Here is a 20,388-nt window from a genome sequence, read left to right on the forward strand (position 1 = left end):
CGCCAGCGCCGTTGTCCATTGATGTCAGGGCGCTGGTACCCGCCGGGTTGCGCGCCCCTTCAACCCCAGGACCGGCCGCCCAGCATGAATCGCGCACTCGCCTGCATTTTTTGCCAATCGACGCTTGCGCAAGGCGCCCCGCTGCTCGAACAGAACGGTGCAGCCATCTGCAAGGCCTGTGCCGACAGCTTCTCGGCCCGGTTCTCCGAACGCGCCTGGACCATGGCGGCCAGCCTGCAGGAACAGCTCGACGTGCTGCTGGACGAAAGCCGGCGCGCCCTGGCCCATAGCGAATTGATGGCGGAGCGCGCCCGCAGCTGCGGCCTGAACCTGCACGATCTGTCGGCCATGCCGGCGCGCACCCTGTCCTGAAATCCCCGCGGTCAGCGCCCTCCTCCTGCGATTTGCACACGTTGGTCGATGGCGCCGAACGGCGCATCGCCATCCGGTCCGCGCGCCAGGATGCGCACGCGATCGCCATGCCGCAGGTAGGGCGGCAGCCGCGCTTCCGGCACTCCGTCGAGCTGCGCGCGAACCCGCGCTTCGGTAATGCAGGCGCTGCCCGCGCCCGGATCCGCATTGCTGATGGTCCCCGCGCCGATGATGCTGCCTGCCGCCAGGCTGCGCGTCCTGGCAAGGTGCGCGATGATCTGTGCGAAGTTGAAGACGATCTCGCTATTGGCGTGAGGCTCGCCAAAGCGTTCGCCGTTGATCTCGATGCGCACGGGCAGGTCCAGCATGCAATCCTTCCAGGCGGCGCCCAGCGCGTCCGGCGTCACCGCGATGGGCGCAAAGCTGGTCGCCGGCTTGCTCTGGTAGAACCCAAAGCCCTTGGAGAGCTCACCCGGAATCAGCCCGCGCAGTGACACGTCGTTGAGCAGGACCACCAGCGCGATCAAATCGGCGGCCCGGGCGGCATCGGTGCCCATGGGCACATCCTTGGTGATCACGGCGACCTCGGCTTCCAGGTCGACCTGATGGGCCTCGTCGATCGCCACGATGGCGTCCTGCGGCCCGATCATCACGTCCGACCCGCCCTGGTACACCAGCGGCTCCTCTTCGTAGCGCGGCGGGATAGGCTCCCGGCGCCACTGGTAGATCAAGCGCGCATGATTGCGGTAGACGGAAGCATCCGCCCACTGATAGGCCCGTGGCAACGGGGCCATGCACTGGCTGGCGTCGAACGCGCCCGCTCCCGCCCACTCGGCGGCGTCGAGCTCCTGCGCGCGGCGGGCGAGCTGCGGCGCCAGCGCATCCCAATCATCCAGCAGGGTTTGCAGCGTAGCGGCGCAGCTCCCCGCGGATATCCATCGCAGGCCCGACGGGCTCACCAGCATCAGCTCGCCGTCACGCGCGCCGTTCCTGCGCGTCGCCACGCGCAATGGCAAGGCAGGCTTGGTCATGCCAGTCTCCCCGGCGCCGCCGCGGCGCCTCGCTTGTCCTCGGTCCAGCGGTCCAGCGCCGCGCGGGCCTCCCGCACATAGCCCTCGACGACTTCGGGCGCGGCCACTTCGACCGTCAGCTCCAGCCGCAGACCGTTGGGATCGAAGAAATAGATCGATTCGATGTAGCTGTCGTGGTCCGTAACGCCGACCACTTCCACGCCATGGGCCTCCAGCCGCGCCTTCATGGCAAGCAGATCGTCGCGCTGCGGCACCCGCAGGGCTATGTGATTGACCCACCCGGGCGTGTTCGGCGATGGCAGCGCCGCGGTCTGGTCACCCAGGTCGAAAAACGCGATGCAGGAGCCGTCCCGCATGCGGAAAAAAATATGCACATAGGGGCAGAATTCACCGGTGCTGGGCACGGAGTCCTTCTTGATGACATGCACCAGCGGCAAGCCCAACAGGTCTTCGTAGAAGCGTCGGGTCTCCTCGGCATCCCGGCAGCGCCAGGCGAAGTGATGCAGTCCCTGCACGGGACGAGCGGCGGTATGGTCCATGCGATTCCTCAATCGAGCGAGATCTTGTTGGCGCGGATGACTTCGCCCCAGCGCGCCGATTCGGCGCGCGCCAGAGTCCTGAATTCATCAGGCGTTCCGGGCAGCGGCTCGAAGCCGAACTCGGCAAAGCGTTTCACCACGGCGGGATTGGCCAGCGCCGCATTCAGCTCCTGGTTCAGGCGCGCGACCGCTGGCGCCGGCATGCCCTTGGGGCCGAGCATGCCCTGGAACGCGAACACCTCGGCGTCCGGCACGCCCAGTTCGGCCAGCGTCGGCACATCCGGCAGCAGCGGAGAACGGGCCTGCGAGCCGATGGCCAGCGGCCGCACCTTGCCGGCCTTGATGATGGACGCGCCCGAAGCCAGGTCCAGGAACATTACCGGCACCTGCCCGCCCATCACGTCCTGCATGGCGGGCGCAGCGCCGCGGTAAGGCACGTGGGTCAGACGGGCGCCGGTCCGGCTCTGGAACAGCTCCATGGCCAGATGATGCGGCGAGCCGTTGCCGACCGAAGCGTAGTCCACCTTGCCCGGCTCGGCCTGCACGCGCGCCATGAACGTCTTGAAGTCCGCAGCCGGAAACGCCGGATTCACCACCAGCACCAGCGGAAACTTGCCGATGGCCCCGATATAGGTGAAGTCCTTTTCCGGACTGAAGGCCAGCTTGCGGAAGAGGTGCTCGTTAAAGGCCAGCACGCCGTTGTCCGCCGACATGACGGTGTAGCCGTCGGGCTTGGCGTTGGCGACCTGCTCCGCGCCGATATTGGTCGCGGCCCCCGGCCGGTTGTCGATGATGATCTGCTGGCCCAGCGCGGCGCGCATGGACTCGGCCAGCGTGCGCGCGAGGTTGTCGGTGCCTCCGCCCGCGGGATACGGCACCACCCACTTGATCAGCTGGTCGGGGTATTTGCCCTGGGCGCGGGCCAGCGGCGTGGCTGCGGCCAGGGCCGAGGCCCCCAGCGCCGCGAGGAAATGGCGTCGGTTCAAGTCTGTCTCCTTTGGAATGGTCGTCGCCGGTCAGTCGGCTGAAAGCGAGGGATTGGGCAGGTCAAGCAAGGCGTGCTCAATGGCGTCCAGGCAACGCTGCTCGTCCTGGACCTGCTCGAACAACAGCAGGGCCAGGCGCGCCAGAAACAAGGACTCACGCCCGCGCCCGGCGGTCGCGATGGCGTTGCTGCAGCGGGCATAGATACGGTCCTGGACCGCGGCGTCGACAATCATTGAATGGCTCCTTGCGCCCCGCAGGCGCGTTCGATGGCGGACAGCACGGTATCCAGCGATGGCGAACGCCACCGGCCGCAGACATGGCCGTCGGGCCGCAACAGATAGGCCATGCCGGCCTGCGGCGACTCCGCGTGCGCCGCAGGCGCGGCACAACGGCAAGGCAGAAACCGCCACGCAGGCGAAGCCGTCAGCGCTTCCAGCGCCTCCTGTTCCGGCCAGCCGCCGAACGCCAACAAAGTGAAACGGCCAGGCGTCAGCAGATCGGTCAGGTGCCCGCCGCCCGCCGTCCCGCCATCCGCCAGCGGCGCGCCTGGCGCCCAATCGCCCCCGCCCTCGTCATCCGTCGACAAGGGCGATCCCGCATAGGCGATGGCTCGCGTCTGCCGCGGATTGACCAGGCGCGCGATGCCCGGATGCCGGCCCGCCAGCGACAGGCAGGCCTCGCGCATCAGATCGAAGCCGCGATGCGGCGGCGACATGAACTCGGTACTGCGCATGGCGTTCTCGGCATTGACGTGGAACGCCTGCCGCCGTTCGCTGCAATAGCTGTCCAGCAGAGCATCCGCGCCCTTGCCTTGCAGCACGGCCGCCAGCTTCCAGACCAGGTTGTCGGCATCGTCAAAACCTGAATTCAAGCCGCGCACGCCGAAAATCGGCATGGCATGCGCGGCGTTGCCAGCGAACAGGATGCGGCCATGCCGATAGGCATCCAGCGTCATCGCGCCGGCGCGGTACACCGAAGTCCACACCGGCGTCCAGGGCAGATGTCCTTCGCCGATGGCGTCCAGATGCGTCTGCACGAATGCCTGCACCTGATCCGGCTGCAAGGCTTGTGCGGCATCCGCGCCGGCCGCCAGTTGATAGTCCACCCGCCAGATGTTGTCCGGCTGGCGATGCATCAGGATGGTGGTCCCGCGCGCCCAGGGCGGGTCGAACCAGGCGCGGCGCTCCGCAGGATGGTCGCTGGCGAGCTCGATATCGACGATCGCGTAGCGGCCTTGATAGCCCGTACCCTTCAGCTCCAGACCCAGGCTGGAGCGTATGAAGCTCTGGCCACCATCGCAGGCCAGCAGCCAGTCGGCGCGCGTCTCGTAGCTGCCCAGCGGATTTTCGACCCGCACGCTCACGCCCCCGGCGTCGGGACGGCATTCGGCCACCTTGCTGGCCCAGCGAATATCCACCCGCCCCGGGAAGCGGCCATTGATGTCGTCGATGGCGTCCAGCAGGAACTGCTCGATGTAGTACTGCTGCAGATTGATCATCGGCGGGTACTTGTCGCCCGGCGTCGACGGCATGTCGAACACCAGCACCTCCTCGGTGCCGTAAAAGCTGCGGCCCCGGGTCCAGGCCAGGCCTTTTTCCATGAAGGCCGGCGCCACGCCCAGGCGGTCCAGGATTTCCAGGCTGCGGCGCGAAATACAGGCCGCGCGGCTGCCCTCGCAGACCGAGTCGTCGGCCTCGATCACCACGCTGTCCAGGCCCAGTCGGGCCAGACCCAGCGCGGCCGCCAGCCCCACCGGACCGCCGCCCGCAATCAGCACGCGATGATGCCGGGCCTCACCGCCTTCCGCGTTGAGCCGGGGCAGCGACGGCGGGTAGCGCCGGTACTCGAAGGGTCCGATTCTTTCCAAGGGCATGCGCAAGTCCTGAACGTGTCATCAAAAAAAGGCCGTATTGGCTTGCGTCATATTCTGCGGGGCCGGACTGGTTAATATGTCCTAATTAATCAGGACAGACTAACCCGCTATGAAATTGCTGCCGCTGCCGCCGCGGCCCCTTCCTCCCGGCCAGGCGCTGAGCATTGCACTGATGAATGCAATCGGCGCCGAAAACTTCGCCGCCGGGGTGCTGGACGCGCTGGGCACCACCTTGCCCGCCAGTCATTGCACGGTGTTTGCGCTGCGCAGCAGCGGGCGTGTGGAAGCCGTTTCGAGCGCCAGCGCCATCGGTGAAGTCGCAACGCTGACCGCCATCGAATACATGCGCCTGGGCTTCGACAAGCAGGACTCCAACATGATCTGGCTGTCCCGGCGCAAACCCGCCAAAGCGCGCCAACTCTGGATCGGGCATCAATTCGCCGAAGAGGTCGCCGATGCCCACTACCGCCGCGTCTGCTATGACGAGCCCGGCATACGCGAACGCATGTCGCTGCTGGCCGTGTTCCCTGACGGCTACCGGGTGGCGGTCAGTCTGCACCGGAACTTTTCGTATCCGGACTACGGTCCCAAGGACTTCGAGCGCATGTCGCAACACGCGTCGCTGATCGCGGCGGCAGTCATGCGCCATGTCCAGGTGACCCGGCGCGCGCCCGCGGACCAGCCGCTGCAGGTACAACTCTTGACCAAGCTATCGGGCCGCGAACGGCAACTGATCACGCATGTGCTCGACGGACTGACCACCAAGGAAGCAGCCCTGGAAATGGGCGTGTCCGAGACCACTGCCCTGACCTATCGCTACCGGGCCTTCCAGCATCTGGGCGTGCGCAACCATCGGGAGCTCATGGCGCTGCTGGGCGCGAGCCTTCCCAAGCGCGGCAGGCCGGCGCGCTGACCCAAATTCCGGGCGACAGCCGGCATCACGGCAGGGCCAGTCCCGCGGAGTCCATGAGACCGGATTTTTGCGCGCTGGACCGCCCTTCCTTGGAGGCAGCGAACATGGAGTCCCGTGTGGCGATCAGGCAATCGATGAAGCACTCGGCGGCCGGCGTGGGCGGCGACTCCTTTTTTGCCAGGATCGAAATGCGGGCAGAAGGCAACTCATGCGCCAACGGCATCATGCGCATGTTCGCCGGCAGGAGGTCATGCTCGAACAAAGGGCGTACGAAAATGCCCAGCGCATCGCTTTTTGCCATGATGGCCAACGCCACTGCCACCGAATGGCAGGAAATGGTGTCGCGCGGCAAAGACAGGCCGTGCGCGGCGAAAGCCAGCCTCAGCAGGTTTGTGGGGGCTTCCGGGTTGCCCGGCACGAGCCAGGGCGCGTCATGCAACTCAGCCAGGCTGCGCGCCTTGCGCAGCGGATGCCCCAGACGCGCGCCGACCGCGAGCGGCAGCGTGAACAGCGGACGATGCGCGAAACCGTCGATGATCTCGCCGTCGTACTCGGTTTGCACCAGAAAATCGTAGCGTCCGGACTCCAGCTGCTCATGGCTGTAAGGCGGCGCCACTTCATTGAACGAAACCGCCACGCGCGGCATGCGCGCGCGGAATGCAACCAGCGCGTCCGGCACGACGACCAGCGCCGCCGAACTCACGGCCAGGTTCAACGTACCGCCTTCACCATCGCGCATCTGACCGATTTCCTCACGCGCGCGGCGGGTCTCCTGCAGGATGACGATGGCCCGCTTGTACAGCGCCTCGCCGTAGGTAGTCAGCTCCACACCCTTGACGCTGCGGCGCACGAGATCGACCCCCACGGTCTGTTCGAGTTCGCGCAAGCTGCGGGTCGCGGCGGGCTGCGTCACGGAGAGCGCTCGCGCCGCGGCGCGGATGCTGCCGTGCTCGGCGATCAACGCGAAGGCGCGCAATTGGCGTAGGTTCATGCGTTCGGCTCCGGCGGACTTTTGCGGAATACAAAAGGACAGATCACTGCGCGCAACTTCGGTTTTTCATTCTATGGCAACCATATAGCAGCGGCGCACCGATGTGCTCGCGCGGAATTCACCGGCAGCCTGCGGCAGGAACGCCGCGACCGGCGCGGCCACCATTCATGCAAGCCACGATTCGCCCCCGGGGTATATGCGCAGGACTTTCCAGGTCACCCGCCCTATAAGGAAAAGTATTCATTAGAACGCAAATCCTGTCTTTTTCTTATTTCAAGGCGTCCTTATAGTGCCTCTCAAAGAAGGGGGGCCGAGACCCGGATGCACAGACCGCGCCCCCCCCGAGAGACACCAGGGAAAACCATGCCTGCCGATCGGCATGGCCGCCCCATGACGACACTGACGCGCCTGTGGCGTCACACCCGAATCTGAATCGCCATTCCATGTTGGCGACCAGATCAAAACACTGGGGGAAAGGGAGGCTGCTCTATATAAAAAAGTGTTCACCAAATCGAATTTTCTTTCTTTTTCTTATCCAAGGGCATCCGTATAGTGCCCTTCGAGAGGCGAGCCCAAGGCCCGGGACCACGGATCGGCGCACCTCTCACCAGACACCAGGGGAAACCATGTCTATCGCAATCGCAGCGACCGCGTCCAACGCGCTCCACACGCCGTCCATGCGCCGGCGCGTCATCGCTGGCACCACCATCGGCAACGCACTTGAATTCTTCGATTTCACCGTTTTCACCTTTCTGATGCTGGTGCTCGGCCCGCTGTTCTTCCCGGCCGCCTCGGGCTACGGCCAATTGCTCTTGACCACCGCCACCTTCGGCGTCGGATTCCTGATGCGCCCCGTGGGCGGCATGCTCATCGGTTCCTATGCCGACCGCCACGGCCGCCGTGCGGCCATGACGCTGACGCTGTGGATGATGGGCCTGGGCTGTGCCTTGATCGCCGTGGCCCCCACGTATGCGCAAATGGGCATGGTCGGCCCGGTCATGATGGTGCTGGCCCGACTGATCCAGGGCTTCGCCGCGGGCGGCGAGGTCGGCGCCTCCACCACCCTGCTGGTTGAACATGCGCCACGAGGCAAGCGCGCCTTCTATTCCAGTTGGCAGTTCGGCAGCCAGTCGCTGGGCGTAATGCTTGGCGCACTGGTCGTGACGCTGCTGACCATGGGGCTGACAACGGAACAGATGCAGGCCTGGGGCTGGCGCGTGCCATTCGTGATCGGCATCCTGACCGTGCCCGTGGGCGCCTACATCCGCCGGAACCTCGAAGAAACGCTGACCAGCTCGCCTCAAAACACCGGCAAACCGCAACGCGCGACCGCGCACCGCGCCACCACTCACCAACCTTTGCGCCGCGTCTTCGCTGACTACAAGGTCACCATACTCAAGGGCATCCTGTTGCTCATCGGCGGCATGGTCAGCACGCAGATCCTCAGCTTCTACATGCCAGCCTATGCCAACCGGGAATTGGGCTTGCCGGCGACGTCCACGCTGTCGGCAAGCGTCGTGTTCGGCGCTGTCGGCTTCCTGATTGCGCCATTTGTCGGCATGCTTGCGGACCGCTATGGCCGCAAGCGCGTGATCTTCTGGTCGCGTCTGGCGACCCTGATCGTCCTGCTGCCCTGCTTCCAGTGGCTGATGACCGCACCCAGTACCGAACGGCTGATGTTGCTCGTCGCCCTGTTTGCGGTACTGGTGGCGCTGCAGTCGGCGCCGGCATTCACGATGCTTCCCGAACTCTTCCCCAAGGCCGTACGCACGACGGGCATGTCGGTCGTGTACGGACTGGGCATCTCCGTGTTCGGCGGCTTCGCGCAGTTCTTCGTGACCTGGCTGCTGCACGTGACCGGCAACTCCATGGCGCCGGCGTGGTTCCTGATGGTGGCGATAGCTCTTTCAACAGTGGTGCTGTTCTGGATCGACGACCGCACCCACGACGACATCGACGCTCAGGAGGCCTGATGCAGCTCGGTTCCAGCTACTTCTCGCGCAGCTACGAAGAGGCTCGCCACCGTTTCGTGCTCGCGGCCAAACCACTGGCCACGCACTTTCACTCCTACGTCATCGAACCCGCGGGCCGCGCAGGCGAAGCGTTGGCAACCGATGTCGCGTTGATCGGTCCGCCGGACGCGGAACGGCTGTTGATCATGACCTCCGCCACGCATGGCGTGGAAGGCTTTTGCGGCTCGGGCTGCCAACTGGCCCTGCTGGACGACGCCGCCATGCTGGAACGCGCCCGCAGGGCCGGCGTGGCTTTGCTGCTCGTGCACGCAATCAACCCTTACGGGTTTTCCTGGCTGGCGCGTACGAACGAAGACAATGTCGACCTGAATCGCAATGACCAGATCTTCGACGGACGTCCCCTGCCGCAGAACCCTGGATATGCCGAAGTACACGATCTGCTGCTGCCCAAGGAATGGCCGCCCGCCCCGTCGAACATCGCGCGAATCGAAGCCTACATCGCCGAGCACGGCCGGGCGGCTTTTGCCCAGGTCGTGACCCGCGGGCAGTACACGCACGCCGACGGCCTGTTCTACGGCGGCAACCACACCACTGCGTCGCTACTGAATCTGCGCCATATCCTGCAACAGCACGGCAGTCGCAGCAAGCATATCGGCTGGATCGACGTACATACAGGATTGGGGCCTCGCGGTCACGGCGAAAAAATCTACGCGGGCCGCCGCGACGCTGCCGCGGTCGCCAGGGCCCGCCAATGGTGGGGCAGCGATATCGCGGTTCCCTACGAAGGCAGTTCCGCATCGGTGGACATTACCGGCCAGTTGGCGGGCCTGATCTACCAGACTTGTCCGAACGCCTTGCACACGCCGATGGCGCTGGAATTCGGCACCGTTCCCCTTGACGCCATGATCGAAGCGCTGCGCGGCCGCAACTGGTTGCTCGCTCATCCAGAGGCCGACGACGCCAAGCGCGACGCCATCCTGAACGCCACGCTGGATGCGTTCTACTGCAACGCCGCCGATTGGCACGGCATGATCCTGGGCCAAAGCCGCGTGGCCGTTCTGCAAGCCCTGTCCGGCTTACAGGAGGCCTGATGCGAACCAGCGCGAGCTACTTTTCCCGCAGCTACGCCCAGGCGCGCGAGCGTTTTGCGCAGGCGGCCAGGCCGCTCGCCGATTCGTTCCACTCCTATGGCATCGACCAGACCGGCAGCGAAGGCGAGGCATTGAGCACCGATGTCGCCTACATCGGCGACCCCGACGCCGATCGGATTCTCATCATGACATCCGCCGTGCTGGGAGTGGAAGGATTCTGCGGCTCCGGGTGCCAGCTCGCGCTGCTCGACGATACCGTCATGCTGGCCCGTGCACGAGAGGCCGGCGTGGCCTTGCTGCTGGTGCATGCGGTCAATCCTTACGGCTATTCCTGGATCGCCCGGACGGACGAGTACAACATCGACCTGAACCGCAACGGACTGCCCTTCGACGGACGACCGCTACCGGCAAACCCCGAATACGCAAGGCTGCACGACCTGCTGCTGCCCGAGGAATGGCCCCCCACGGAATCCAACCAGCAACTGATCGCCCAGTACATCGCCGAACACGGGCAGTCCACATTCGCGCAAGCGGTCTCGCGGGGCCAGTATTCGCACGCCAACGGCCTGTTCTATGGCGGTGACCGTCCGGCGGCATCGCTGCAAAACCTGCGCCGTATCCTGCACGAGCATGCGCGTACGCGTACCCATATCGGCTGGATCGACGTGCACACCGGTTGGGGACCGCGCGGCCACGGCGAAAAACTCTACGCCGGCCGCCACGACGACGCCGAAGTGGCGCGCGCACGCCAGTGGTGGGGAAGCGACATCACCGTTCCCTATCAAGGCAACTCGGTGTCGGTAGATATCTCCGGCCAGCTTGCCGATCTGATTTATCAGGCCTGTCCTTTGTCGCTGCCGACGTCGATGGCCATTGTTTTCGGGGCTGTCCGTTTCGACGCCATGGTGCATGCGTTGTGCGGCAGGAACTGGCTGCACGCGCACCCCGAAGCGCCGGACGAATTGCGGCGGACCATCCTGCAGACCACGCTGGACGCGTTCTATTGCAACGAGGCGAATTGGCACGGCATGGTGCTGGGACAAACCCGGGTTGCAGTGCTACAGGCGCTACGCGGCTTGCAGGTAGCTTGACGCAATGAGTCAAAGCGATTGCGCGGGGTGTACGCGCTCATGGTTTGAAAGGAATTGACTTCGTCTCAGGATACGGGGGGTGCATAACATGGATCGATTGGGCTTTACGGAAGAACAGATCAGGCATGCGTTGAGACAGGCGACGCTTGGCACGCCGATGTCTGACATCTGCAAGCGCATGGGCGTGAGCGTAGCGATTTTCCACGAGTGGAAGACGCATTACGACGGGCTTGCGTCCTCTGAACTGAAGTTGCTGAACAAGCTGGAAAGCGAGTGCAACCGGCTTGAACGCCTTATCGCCATCCTGGCGCTCAACAAAGTGATACTGCAGGACACGCTCGGAGCCAAGGAGTGAATCGCGCGCGACGCGGCAAGTCTGCCGCTACCCCTCCCGCCTGTTGAAATCTCTTCGTCCGCACCGTTCTTTTGAAATCCCTGAACCGCTACACGGTGGCCTATGTCATCGGCGTGCTCATCCCGGTCAGCGCGCTGATAGGCATTCAACTTACGCATAGCTGGCGGGCCCACGCGGCGGCGCGCGATGCCATGTCGAGCCTGGGCGTCGTCCAGGGCACGCTGGAGGCGATGGCTACCGTCCTGATGGAACGCGGTTCGATGAATGCGGCGCTGATTGAAGGCCAGCCGGTTTCCGAGGCCAGACAGCAAGAACTACAACTCGCGCGCAACGCCAGCGACAACAGAATTGCCGAGCTGCTGGAACTGCACCGAACCCGCAGCTGCGACAGTTGCAGGGATGTCCGAGCCACCATCCAGCACATCGCGCGGACCCTGGTCCAACACCGCGCCGCCGCAGATCGGCTCATCGCCAGGCCGCGTGCGCTGATCAGCGCGCAAGAGCTGAATGACGTGGTGGTCATCATGGCCGGGCTCATTCCCGCTCTCGAGGAAACCGCGCTCGACAACTCGGCCGTCGTGATCCGACATGAAGTCGAAAGCCCCGGCCTCATGACCATTGCCATGCTTGCTGCAGGCCTGCGCGAACAAGCCGGCCTGCTGGGATCCTCCTTCATGCCCGCACAGGTTCAGCGTCGCCCTCTCAGTGACTTGGAAACGCAACGCATCGAACAGCAGCTTGGACGCGTTTCGCAATTGCGTGCGTTGCTTGAAGTACAGCTTTCCACCCATGCGGACCTCGAGACGCGCGCTTATCCCCGAGTTCAGTTTGAGTACTTTGGCGCAGGCCTGGAGTACATCGAAACCTTGCGCCACACGCCGCCTTCAAGCGCTGACTCGCCCAGTCCGCAGGCGGGCACGCAGGAGCGTTATGTTCCGCTGATGCAATCCATCGTCGACTTCCGCGATGAAGTGCTGAGCGTATTGGAAAAGCTCCTGGAACGGCAACGCGTCAACGCGGTGACGGAACTGGTCACGACCACAGCGGTCGCCATCGTGCTGTTGCTGGCCGCCACCTGGGGATTCACCAAGTTCCGCTGGCGTCTGATACGACCATTCGTCGTGGCCACCGAAATCATCAACTCCATCAATGACAACGCCCCCGCGCCAATCTCCGGCGCCGGCTATCGGAAGGAAGTCCGCGGCCTGTTCGACGCCATTCAGAGATTGAAGGAGGACGCCATCGCCAAGTCCCGGACAGAGCATGAACGCGAGCGGCTCATCGCCGATCTGGCGACCTTGGCGGAGACAGACTTCCTCACGGGGCTGCTCAACCGTCGCGCATTTCACGTCCGCGCCGTAGCCTTGTGCGCAAGCCTGCATGAGCTGGAACAGATGCTGACTTTGATCGTCTTCGACATCGATCATTTCAAGCGGATCAACGATTCCTACGGCCACGCCGGCGGCGACAACGTGCTGGTGGCGGTGGCCCAGGCATGCCATCAGACATGGCGGCGCACCGACATCGTTGCGCGCATCGGCGGCGAAGAATTCGCGGTGCTATGCACGGTTCCCAGCATGGCGCAAGCAAGCGCAATGGCGCAGAGCATGCGCCGCCGCATCGAACGCCTGACGGTCCCTGCCGACGGCAGGACCATAACGTCGATCACCAGCAGCTTTGGCGTGGTCTGCGCGCGGGCAGATGAAATCAGCGATATCGACGCGTTGCTGAAGCAAGCGGACGCACTGCTCTATCGCGCCAAGGCCTCTGGCCGCAACTGCGTCATCACGCAGTCCGACAACCCGGCGCGATAAATCGATGGATGGCTTTCACCTGCGCCGCGCGGGCTTGCGCGGCGTGATCTACGGTCGCCTACAAAATAGGAAAAAGTGCTTGGCGGAACAAAATTTCTGTCTTTTGTCGCGCGCAGCGCGTCCGTATAGTCCGGACAGCGTGAACCGAATACAGAGATTCCATTTTTGAAAGCGAAACTGAAATGAAGCCATCAAAGCTGAAGATGCGTACTCGCCTTGCCATGGGTTTTGCGATGATCATGGTGGCGCTGCTGGTGTCCGGCGTTCTCGGCGCGTTTGGCATCCGGGCGTTGGAGCAGGATGTCTATCAGATCACCTCGATCAACAACGAACAGCGGCGCCTGGCAATCGACATGCGCTACCAAGTCCAGGAACAGGCCATCGCGATCCGCAACATTCTGCTCCTCACGGATCCGTCGGTGCTGAAGGCCGAATTACTGCGGGCAAATGAAGCGGAGAAACTCTACAACGAATCTCGAGACAAGCTGGGCGGCATGTTCTCCAGCCGCTCTGGCACCACCAACGAGGAAAGGCGTCTGTTCGCCGCCGCCGGCGTTGCACAACAAGACATGCGTTCGCAGTTCGTGCGTGTCATGGAAGAAGGATTGAACGGCGACCGCCAGAACGCGCAACATCTGCTGGAAGAGGAACTGCGGCCCAAGCAACGCGTGCTCCAGGAAACGCTTTCCACACTCGCGGCGCTCGAAACGCAGATCAACGACGCACGCGCGGCGGATACCCGAACGTTCGCGAACCAGTTGCAATGGGCTGTAGGAACGACCGTCATGATCGCGCTGCTACTTGGGGTGCTTGCTGGCTGTCTCACGGCGCGCAGCATCCTGCGCCAGCTGGGTGGCGATCCCGGCGATGCACAAGTCCTGGCGGTAAGCATCGCGGATGGCGATCTGACCAGCCGACTGCAGCTCGATTCCCGCTATGACCACAGCTTGATGCATGGTCTGGAATCCATGCGATCACGTCTATCCAGAATCGTCGATGCAATCAAATCGTCGGCTTCGTCGATTTCGACGGCTGCTGGTCAGATTGCCCAAGGCAATGCAGACCTGTCGCACCGTACCGAGGAGCAGGCCGCCTCTCTGGAAGAGACAGCCGCCAGCATCGAACAGCTGACGTCCACCGTGCGACTGAATCAAGACAACGCGGCAAGCGGAGACGAAGTAGCCATTGAAGGAGCCAAGGCAGCCGAGAAAGCTGGCAGCGTGGTGTCCGAGATGCTCGCAGCCATGACAGAGATTTCCGCCAACTCCGAAAAGGTCGCTCAGATCGTGTCGCTGATCGAGAGCATTGCATTTCAGACGAACATACTTGCGTTGAACGCTGCGGTGGAAGCCGCCAGGGCCGGGGATCAAGGCCGCGGCTTCGCCGTGGTCGCCGGCGAGGTCCGGGCGCTGGCTCAACGCAGCGCCACATCCGCAAGGGAAATCAAAGACCTGATCGAGACCTCCACTTCCGTGGTCCAGGCCGGACGGGATCTCGCCGCGCGGGCTGGCCGGGACATGGAGAACGTCGTGACCTCGGTGATGCGCATGAAGACAATAACAGGAGAGATCGCCACCGCGTCGCGCGAACAAGCCATCGGTATTGAACAGGTCAACGTCGCCATCGCCCAACTGGACTCCGTGACGCAGCAGAACGCGGCATTGGTCGAGGAATCCGCTGCCGCGGCGCATTCCATGGCGGAACAGGCGCGCGACCTGCTACATGCGGTCGAAGTGTTCAAGACGGCATCGTCCCAGCCCCCGCGGCATGTGCCGATGGCGGAGCCGACCCTCATCGCGTTTGCGGCCTCTACGTAAGAGAGCAACACGAATGGACCGGCTGCAACGCGCGCCGGTCCAGCAGCGGCTTCAACCCGGCCACAAGCCGAGTCCATAGCCAGGTCATGAACCACAATGATCAAGAAGCAAAAAAAAAACGCCGCTAGAAATAGCGGCGTTTTTCTTGAGTACAGCAATGCTTGGACAGCCATTGCTTTGTACGAGAATTGGGGTGGTGGGTTGTGCGAGACTCGAACTCGCGACCAACGGATTAAAAGTCCGCTGCTCTACCGACTGAGCTAACAACCCGACCGAAGCCAGAAATTATGGCCGATTTGGCGCCGTTTGTCAAAATTCGGTGCAAGGCTCCAGCCCAAAACTTCCACCGAGCAACAAAAACGGCCGCTCGCGGCGGCCGTTCCTGGAGCTGGCGGTGCTGGGCTTACCAGGCGGCCACCACCGCGCCCTTGTACTTGGTCTCGATGAACTGCTTCACGGCCGGGCTGTGATAGATGGCGATCAGCTTGGCGAACTCGGGACGGTCCTTGTCCTTTTCACGTACGACCAACACGTTGGCGTACGGCGAGTCGGGCGATTCCTGGGCGATGGCGTCCTTGGCGGGATTCAGGCCGGCTTCCAGCGCAAAGTTGGTATTCACGGCCGACGCATCGGTGTCATCCAGCGAGCGCGGCAACTGAGCAGCGTCGAGTTCGATGAAGCGCAGTTTCTTGGGGTTCTCGACCACGTCGATCGGGGTCGCCTTCAGGCCGACATCGGGACGCAGCTTGATCAAGCCGTTGGCCTGCAGCAACAGCAGGGCGCGGCCGCCATTGGTCGGATCGTTCGGCAGCGCAATGCGGGCGCCTTCCTTCAGCTCGGACAGCGACTTGATCTTCTTGCTGTAGATGCCGATGGGGAAAATCACCGTCTTGGCGATGCTGACCAGCTTGTAGCCGCGGTCGGCGTTGGCGTTGTCCAGATAGGGCTGGTGCTGGTAGCTGTTGGCGTCGAGGTCGCCCGAGGACAGCGCGACGTTGGGCTGCACGTAGTCGGTGAATTCGATGACCTGGATGTTCAGGCCCTGCTTGGCGGCTTCCTGCTTCACCACATCAAAGATCTGGGCGTGCGGGCCGGCGGTCACGCCGATCTTCAGCGGCTTGTCCTGGGCCAGCGCGGGCTGGGCGAAAACGGCGGCGCCGAGTGCGAACGCGGCCAGCGACTTCAAAACCTTGATGCTCATGTTGCAGTATCCCGAATGTCGGAAGTGAGGAGAAATGGATGCGGCGCCGGCAGGATCAGCGATGCGAGATGCGGCGCACGTAACGGTCGCCCAGGCTCTGGATCACCTGGACCAGGACGATCAGCACGATGACGACTGCGGCCATCACGTCGGACTGGAAGCGCTGGTAGCCGTAGCGGATGGCCAGGTCGCCCAGGCCGCCTCCGCCGATGGCGCCGGCCATGGCCGAATAACCGATCAGGCTGACGACAGTGACGACCGTGGCTGCGATGAGGCCGGGCAAGGATTCGGGCAGCAGCACCTTCATGATGATCTGCATGGGCGACGCGCCCATGGCGCGCGCCGCGGTAATCAGCCCCGGGTCGACTTCGCGCATGGCGTTTTCGGCGATGCGGGCCATGAACGGAATCGCGGCGACCGACAAGGGCACGATGGCGGCGGTGGTGCCGATGGAGGTCTGGGCCACCAGGCGCGTGAACGGGATGATCGCTACCATCAGGATGACGAACGGCACCGAACGCGTGGCGTTGATCACCGCGCCCAGCACATGGTTGACGGACTGGTTCTCGAGCATGTTGCCGCGGGCCGTCACCGTCAGGATCACGCCCAGCGGAATGCCGATCACCACCGCGATGGCGCTGGCCACGCCCACCATCAGCAGGGTGTCAAGCAGCGACGTAATAAGCAGGTCGATCAGTTGCGGACTCATGAGCTATTTCTTCAACGGTAATGTCACGGGCGGCCAGCGCGGCAATCGCGTCCTTGACCGATGCGGGCGCGCCTTGGGCCAGCACGAACATCGTGCCCACGGCCACGCCCTGGATGTCTTCCACGCGCGCCTGGATCAGGCCCACGTCCAGCGAATACTGCTTGTACAGGTCGGACAGGAAGGAGCCCGACGCGTCGGTGCCGGTCAGCGACAGGCGCAGCAGACGCACGGCCTGGCCCGGCTTGGCGGCGGCAAGCGCCTGGATGCGCTCCTTGACCGCGGCCAGCGTGGCGTCGGTCAGGTCGGACGCGGTGGCGGCCGACACCATGGCGCGGGTCACTTCGTGGCGCGGCTGCGCGAACACTTCGCGCGTGCTGCCCATTTCGACGACTTCGCCCTGCGACAGCACGGCGACGCGATCGCAGACCTCGCGCACGACTTCCATCTGGTGCGTGATCATGACCACGGTCACGCCGGTCTTGCGGTTGATGTCGCGCAGCAAGGCCAGGATGTTGTGGGTGGTTTCCGGATCCAGCGCGGACGTGGCTTCGTCGCTGAGCAGCACGTCCGGATTGTTGGCCAGGGCGCGGGCAATGCCGACGCGCTGCTTCTGGCCGCCGCTGATCTGGCTGGGATAGCGGTCGCGCAGATGCTCCAGGCCCACCAGCGCCAGCAGGCGCTCGACGCGGGCCGGAATCTCGGCCTTGGCCACGCCGGCAATTTCCAGCGGCAGCGCAACATTGCCGTACACCGTGCGGCGCGACAGCAGGTTGAACCCCTGGAACACCATGCCGATGCGGCGGCGTTGCTCGCGCAACTGCGCCTCGTTCAAGCCGGTCAGGGACTGGCCGCCGATGGCGATCGATCCTTCATTGGGCCGCTCCAGCAAGTTGATGCACTGGACCAGCGTGCTTTTGCCGGCCCCGCTGGGGCCGATGATGCCGAAGACCTCGCCCTGCTTGATATGCAGGTTGATGCCGCGCAGCGCCTGGAATTGTCCGTGCGGCGTGGCGTAGGTCTTGGAGAGGTTCTCGATCTGAATCATGGCAAGCGATTTTGTATCTTTTCTCTTCTACAGAGAACGACTGTTTCTTTCATTTTTTATAACTACAAGTAATATAAGAGCCCGTACCCGCGCCCGGTTGCGTCCCTAAGGAGCACACGCCATAACGCGGAAAGGGCAGTCAGGAAGGAAAGCCTTCCTGACTGCCCATTTTGTGCCGGACCGGCCGCAGCCGGCTTTTTCAGCGTGCGCGCGAGATGCGGACTTCCGCGCCGCGGCGCTTGACTTCCAGGCCCTCGGACGGAGAGATGCGCAGGCCTTCCAGCCCCTTGATGTAGCTGGAGCCTTGCATCTGCATCACGCGGATCTTGTTGCGCATGACGACCGGGTTATGCACCGGCATGCCGAACATCCAGACCTCGTCCAGGATGCGGGCCGAGTTGAACTCGCCGGTATGCTGCGCCGCCGGTCCAAGACAGAGCATGTGCCCTTCGCGGCCGAAAACCGGGAACTGGCCCAGTTCGCAATCGATGGTCCAGGTGGTGCCGCCTTCGTAGCGGTGCCCGGTGTTCAGGTCCCACCAGGCCTCGCCCTTGGGCAGGTACACGCGCACCTGCTTGCCGGGTTCGGTCACCGGCGCCACCAGCAGGGCCGGACCCAGCAGGTATTGCAGGTCCCAGTCATGCGCGTGCGGATCGTTCGGGAACGACATCGCCATCGAACGCTGCACCGGCAAGCCGGTGCGCGCCGAGTCCTCGATGGCGCCAAGCACGTAAGGCACCAGGCGGTAACGCCACTGCATCCAGGTCTTGGCATGCGCCAGGGTTTCTTCGCCGAAGTCCCATGGCATCAGGCCTTCCACGCCCTGGAAAGCGAAGTTCGACGAGAACACGCCGGCGGTCAGCCAGCGCAGGTACAGCTCGGGCGTCATGCCGGCGCGGTCGCGCGCGGCCGAGCCGATGCCATGCACCTGGACGGGCAAGCCGCTGGCGCCGATCGACAACGCGGTGCGCAGGGTGTGACGCAGCCCTTCCCAGGTGTTTTCAACCTGCGGCCCCACTTGCCACGGCAGACGCTGGGCGGCGGGGAACAGATCGGAGCTGGGCACCACGCCTTCCGGCGGCACCTTCAGGCCGGCGACCGCATCGAACAGCGCGCGGCGCACCAGCAGCGGATACATGCTGCGCAGCGCAGGACCGGTTTCGCCGTTGCGGGCCGTGACGCCGTCGGGGATGGCGATCTGGGCGTCGCACGCGGGCGCGTCCAGGCCGTCTTCGACCAATTGGCGATGGCGCTCCACCCACAGGTTGTAGATGTCGCGGTAGGTCAGGTCCAGCAGGCCGTACGGCTGTCCCGAGGTGGCGGCGGTGCCGTCGAACACCTGGGCCGAACCGTCGTCCTTGGCCAACAGCCAGCCGCGGTCTTCAAGTTCCTCGAACAGCGGGCTGGTCTTCAGCACGCCCGGGAAGCCGGAAGCGGCGACATGCACATGGTGCTTGTGGAACAGCGCCAGCATCTGCTTGGCGTCCGGGAAACGCTGGGCGTCCCATTCGAAAACCGTCTTGTCCGACTGGAAGCCCCAGGCCGCAGGCTGCGCCAGCGTCACGGCATCCACCGGAATCTGGTTTTCGCGCATGCGAGCGACCAAGGCCACGGTGTCCGTGGGCATTTCGCCCGGAGCCTGCTGCAGCCACGCGCCCATCGCCCACAGCGAAGGCTGGCCCGCGCGGCCGGTCAAGGCGGTGTACTGATTGAGGATCTCGCCCGGTTCGCCAGCGAACAGGAACATGTCCAGCACGACGTCGTCCACGGTCAGCACATAGGCGGAGTCCGCAGGCGCCACGCCCACCGAGTGTTCGACGCGGCGCATGGTGTTGACGTAGACCCCCCAGCCGCGCGGGCTCCATGCCAAAGGCAGGGCGCGGTGCTCGGGGTCGTCGGACACCACGGATTCTTCGCGGCGGTTCAGATCGCCCGGCGTTTCGCCCAGGCCATAGATGCGCTCGTCGGACTGCAGCGTGAAACCCGCCGTCCAGACGGCGTCGTCGGCCTGGTCCAGCGCGTTGTGCCCGAATGCGGGCGTATGCGCGGATACCTCGGACTCGAACACCCGTTCGTCGTTGCGGTAGATCGCGACGCGCACGGGGTTGGACAGGATTTCCAGGGAGACGTCACCCTGGGTGATCCGCCAGCCCTCCCCGTCGTCGCGCGGAGCGATAACGGCTTCGCCCACGGCCTCCTGGCGCGCGAGCAGCATTTCCGCCACGGCGCGAGCACGCGCGCCGGGCTTGTCATCGGTAAGGTGATTAGCCTCGCCGCAGCGCAGGCGAAAGACGCCAGGCGCATGCGCCTCGACTACCAGATGCAACCCATCGCCCGCGTCGAAATCGATGCGACTGGGGCGGGACGTCAGCAGCTCGACGTTTTCGAGCTGGGTAGTATGGGCAAAGTCGAACTTGGGCGGCACAGAGCATCCCCCGGCTTAAGCCAAAAACCATCAAAAGACGCTATTTTGACGGATTTGGGCTTTGAAATAAACTCGGTCCCTCATTTGGACTGCGATCTCATCCATAAAAGGGGTCTAAAGCCTTCGGCCAGCGCCCCCCAAGAGGAGCGGCCGTCGAGCCG

The 20,388-nt window shown here is 64.1% G+C and carries 18 protein-coding genes and 1 tRNA gene; 8 read left to right on the forward strand and 11 right to left on the reverse strand.

Annotated elements, in window-relative coordinates; all coding sequences use genetic code 11:
- Window positions 1-84 precede the first annotated feature (84 nt).
- Window positions 85-372: a hypothetical protein gene (locus IB257_RS18925; RefSeq protein WP_054457563.1), complete on the forward strand. Its 288-nt coding sequence runs from the start codon at window positions 85-87 to the stop codon at window positions 370-372.
- An 11-nt stretch (window positions 373-383) separates the two neighbouring features.
- Here IB257_RS18925 and IB257_RS18930 read toward each other — a convergent pair whose 3' ends face one another.
- From IB257_RS18930 to IB257_RS18950, 5 genes are read right to left on the reverse strand one after another with little or no spacing between them, the layout of a single operon-like run.
- Window positions 384-1,403, reverse strand: coding sequence for a fumarylacetoacetate hydrolase family protein (locus tag IB257_RS18930; RefSeq protein WP_054457564.1), 1,020 nt, complete (start codon window positions 1,401-1,403; stop codon window positions 384-386).
- A complete protein-coding gene (locus IB257_RS18935; protein WP_054457565.1) occupies window positions 1,400-1,942 on the reverse strand; it encodes a VOC family protein in 543 nt (180 codons plus the stop codon). The genes IB257_RS18930 and IB257_RS18935 overlap by 4 nt, the downstream gene beginning before the upstream one ends.
- A gap of 8 nt (window positions 1,943-1,950) precedes the next feature.
- Complete coding sequence (locus IB257_RS18940; RefSeq protein ID WP_054457566.1) at window positions 1,951-2,928, reverse strand: tripartite tricarboxylate transporter substrate binding protein; 978 nt, start codon at window positions 2,926-2,928, stop codon at window positions 1,951-1,953.
- A 30-nt stretch (window positions 2,929-2,958) separates the two neighbouring features.
- Window positions 2,959-3,162: a hypothetical protein gene (locus IB257_RS18945; protein ID WP_054457567.1), complete on the reverse strand. Its 204-nt coding sequence runs from the start codon at window positions 3,160-3,162 to the stop codon at window positions 2,959-2,961.
- A complete protein-coding gene (locus tag IB257_RS18950) occupies window positions 3,159-4,802 on the reverse strand; it encodes an FAD-dependent monooxygenase (RefSeq protein WP_192492676.1) in 1,644 nt (547 codons plus the stop codon). Before IB257_RS18950 ends, IB257_RS18945 begins: the two co-directional genes overlap by 4 nt.
- Window positions 4,803-4,974: 172 nt before the next feature.
- Between IB257_RS18950 and IB257_RS18955 the strand changes: the two genes are divergently transcribed.
- Window positions 4,975-5,715: a helix-turn-helix transcriptional regulator gene (locus IB257_RS18955; protein WP_225589009.1), complete on the forward strand. Its 741-nt coding sequence runs from the start codon at window positions 4,975-4,977 to the stop codon at window positions 5,713-5,715.
- A gap of 25 nt (window positions 5,716-5,740) precedes the next feature.
- On the opposite strand, the gene IB257_RS18960 is transcribed toward IB257_RS18955, so the two are convergent.
- Complete coding sequence (locus IB257_RS18960) at window positions 5,741-6,706, reverse strand: LysR substrate-binding domain-containing protein (RefSeq protein WP_054457570.1); 966 nt, start codon at window positions 6,704-6,706, stop codon at window positions 5,741-5,743.
- A gap of 626 nt (window positions 6,707-7,332) precedes the next feature.
- On the opposite strand from IB257_RS18960, the gene IB257_RS18965 reads away from it, so the two are divergent.
- The 6 genes from IB257_RS18965 to IB257_RS18990 all read left to right on the forward strand — a co-directional run bounded on the left by IB257_RS18965 (window position 7,333) and on the right by IB257_RS18990 (window position 14,847).
- On the forward strand, window positions 7,333-8,679 hold the full coding sequence (locus tag IB257_RS18965; protein ID WP_125472049.1) for an MFS transporter: 1,347 nt from the start codon (window positions 7,333-7,335) through the stop codon (window positions 8,677-8,679).
- A complete protein-coding gene (locus IB257_RS18970; protein WP_192492677.1) occupies window positions 8,679-9,770 on the forward strand; it encodes a M14 family metallopeptidase in 1,092 nt (363 codons plus the stop codon). The genes IB257_RS18965 and IB257_RS18970 overlap by 1 nt, the downstream gene beginning before the upstream one ends.
- Entirely contained in the window at window positions 9,770-10,861 is a 1,092-nt protein-coding gene (locus IB257_RS18975; RefSeq protein WP_125472047.1) for a M14 family metallopeptidase, read from the forward strand. Before IB257_RS18970 ends, IB257_RS18975 begins: the two co-directional genes overlap by 1 nt.
- An 88-nt stretch (window positions 10,862-10,949) precedes the next feature.
- Window positions 10,950-11,216 carry a transposase gene (locus IB257_RS18980; RefSeq protein ID WP_175163501.1) on the forward strand — a complete coding sequence of 89 codons (267 nt, stop codon included), beginning with the start codon at window positions 10,950-10,952 and terminating at the stop codon, window positions 11,214-11,216.
- Window positions 11,217-11,287: 71 nt separating this feature from the next.
- A complete protein-coding gene (locus IB257_RS18985) occupies window positions 11,288-13,030 on the forward strand; it encodes a diguanylate cyclase (protein ID WP_125472045.1) in 1,743 nt (580 codons plus the stop codon).
- A 182-nt stretch (window positions 13,031-13,212) separates the two neighbouring features.
- Window positions 13,213-14,847 carry a methyl-accepting chemotaxis protein gene (locus IB257_RS18990; RefSeq protein WP_192353533.1) on the forward strand — a complete coding sequence of 545 codons (1,635 nt, stop codon included), beginning with the start codon at window positions 13,213-13,215 and terminating at the stop codon, window positions 14,845-14,847.
- Window positions 14,848-15,041: 194 nt separating this feature from the next.
- On the opposite strand, the gene IB257_RS18995 is transcribed toward IB257_RS18990, so the two are convergent.
- The 5 genes from IB257_RS18995 to IB257_RS19015 form a co-directional block, all read right to left on the reverse strand.
- A tRNA-Lys gene (locus IB257_RS18995) sits at window positions 15,042-15,117 on the reverse strand.
- Between the two features lie 133 nt (window positions 15,118-15,250).
- Window positions 15,251-16,048: a MetQ/NlpA family ABC transporter substrate-binding protein gene (locus IB257_RS19000; RefSeq protein WP_054457577.1), complete on the reverse strand. Its 798-nt coding sequence runs from the start codon at window positions 16,046-16,048 to the stop codon at window positions 15,251-15,253.
- 55 nt (window positions 16,049-16,103) lie between these two features.
- Window positions 16,104-16,757, reverse strand: a complete 654-nt coding sequence (locus IB257_RS19005) for a methionine ABC transporter permease (RefSeq protein ID WP_042796433.1) — start codon at window positions 16,755-16,757, stop codon at window positions 16,104-16,106.
- Window positions 16,714-17,802, reverse strand: coding sequence for a methionine ABC transporter ATP-binding protein (locus tag IB257_RS19010; RefSeq protein ID WP_054457578.1), 1,089 nt, complete (start codon window positions 17,800-17,802; stop codon window positions 16,714-16,716). The genes IB257_RS19005 and IB257_RS19010 overlap by 44 nt, the downstream gene beginning before the upstream one ends.
- Before the next feature lie 199 nt (window positions 17,803-18,001).
- On the reverse strand, window positions 18,002-20,227 hold the full coding sequence (locus tag IB257_RS19015; RefSeq protein ID WP_054457579.1) for a TIM-barrel domain-containing protein: 2,226 nt from the start codon (window positions 20,225-20,227) through the stop codon (window positions 18,002-18,004).
- Window positions 20,228-20,388: the final 161 nt, after the last annotated feature.

The sequence above is a fragment of the Achromobacter sp. ACM03 genome, assembly GCF_014851665.1.
Taxonomy (GTDB): Bacteria; Pseudomonadota; Gammaproteobacteria; order Burkholderiales; family Burkholderiaceae_B; genus Achromobacter; species Achromobacter aegrifaciens.

Coding starts and splice junctions, on each gene's coding strand:
- IB257_RS18925 (WP_054457563.1), top strand. CDS start 85: ATGAATCGCGCACTCGCCTGCATTTTTTGCCAATCGACGCTTGCGCAA.
- IB257_RS18930 (WP_054457564.1), bottom strand. CDS start 1,403: ATGACCAAGCCTGCCTTGCCATTGCGCGTGGCGACGCGCAGGAACGGC.
- IB257_RS18935 (WP_054457565.1), bottom strand. CDS start 1,942: ATGGACCATACCGCCGCTCGTCCCGTGCAGGGACTGCATCACTTCGCC.
- IB257_RS18945 (WP_054457567.1), bottom strand. CDS start 3,162: ATGATTGTCGACGCCGCGGTCCAGGACCGTATCTATGCCCGCTGCAGC.
- IB257_RS18950 (WP_192492676.1), bottom strand. CDS start 4,802: ATGCCCTTGGAAAGAATCGGACCCTTCGAGTACCGGCGCTACCCGCCG.
- IB257_RS18955 (WP_225589009.1), top strand. CDS start 4,975: ATGAATGCAATCGGCGCCGAAAACTTCGCCGCCGGGGTGCTGGACGCG.
- IB257_RS18960 (WP_054457570.1), bottom strand. CDS start 6,706: ATGAACCTACGCCAATTGCGCGCCTTCGCGTTGATCGCCGAGCACGGC.
- IB257_RS18965 (WP_125472049.1), top strand. CDS start 7,333: ATGTCTATCGCAATCGCAGCGACCGCGTCCAACGCGCTCCACACGCCG.
- IB257_RS18970 (WP_192492677.1), top strand. CDS start 8,679: ATGCAGCTCGGTTCCAGCTACTTCTCGCGCAGCTACGAAGAGGCTCGC.
- IB257_RS18975 (WP_125472047.1), top strand. CDS start 9,770: ATGCGAACCAGCGCGAGCTACTTTTCCCGCAGCTACGCCCAGGCGCGC.
- IB257_RS18980 (WP_175163501.1), top strand. CDS start 10,950: ATGGATCGATTGGGCTTTACGGAAGAACAGATCAGGCATGCGTTGAGA.
- IB257_RS18990 (WP_192353533.1), top strand. CDS start 13,213: ATGAAGCCATCAAAGCTGAAGATGCGTACTCGCCTTGCCATGGGTTTT.
- IB257_RS19000 (WP_054457577.1), bottom strand. CDS start 16,048: ATGAGCATCAAGGTTTTGAAGTCGCTGGCCGCGTTCGCACTCGGCGCC.
- IB257_RS19005 (WP_042796433.1), bottom strand. CDS start 16,757: ATGAGTCCGCAACTGATCGACCTGCTTATTACGTCGCTGCTTGACACC.
- IB257_RS19010 (WP_054457578.1), bottom strand. CDS start 17,802: ATGATTCAGATCGAGAACCTCTCCAAGACCTACGCCACGCCGCACGGA.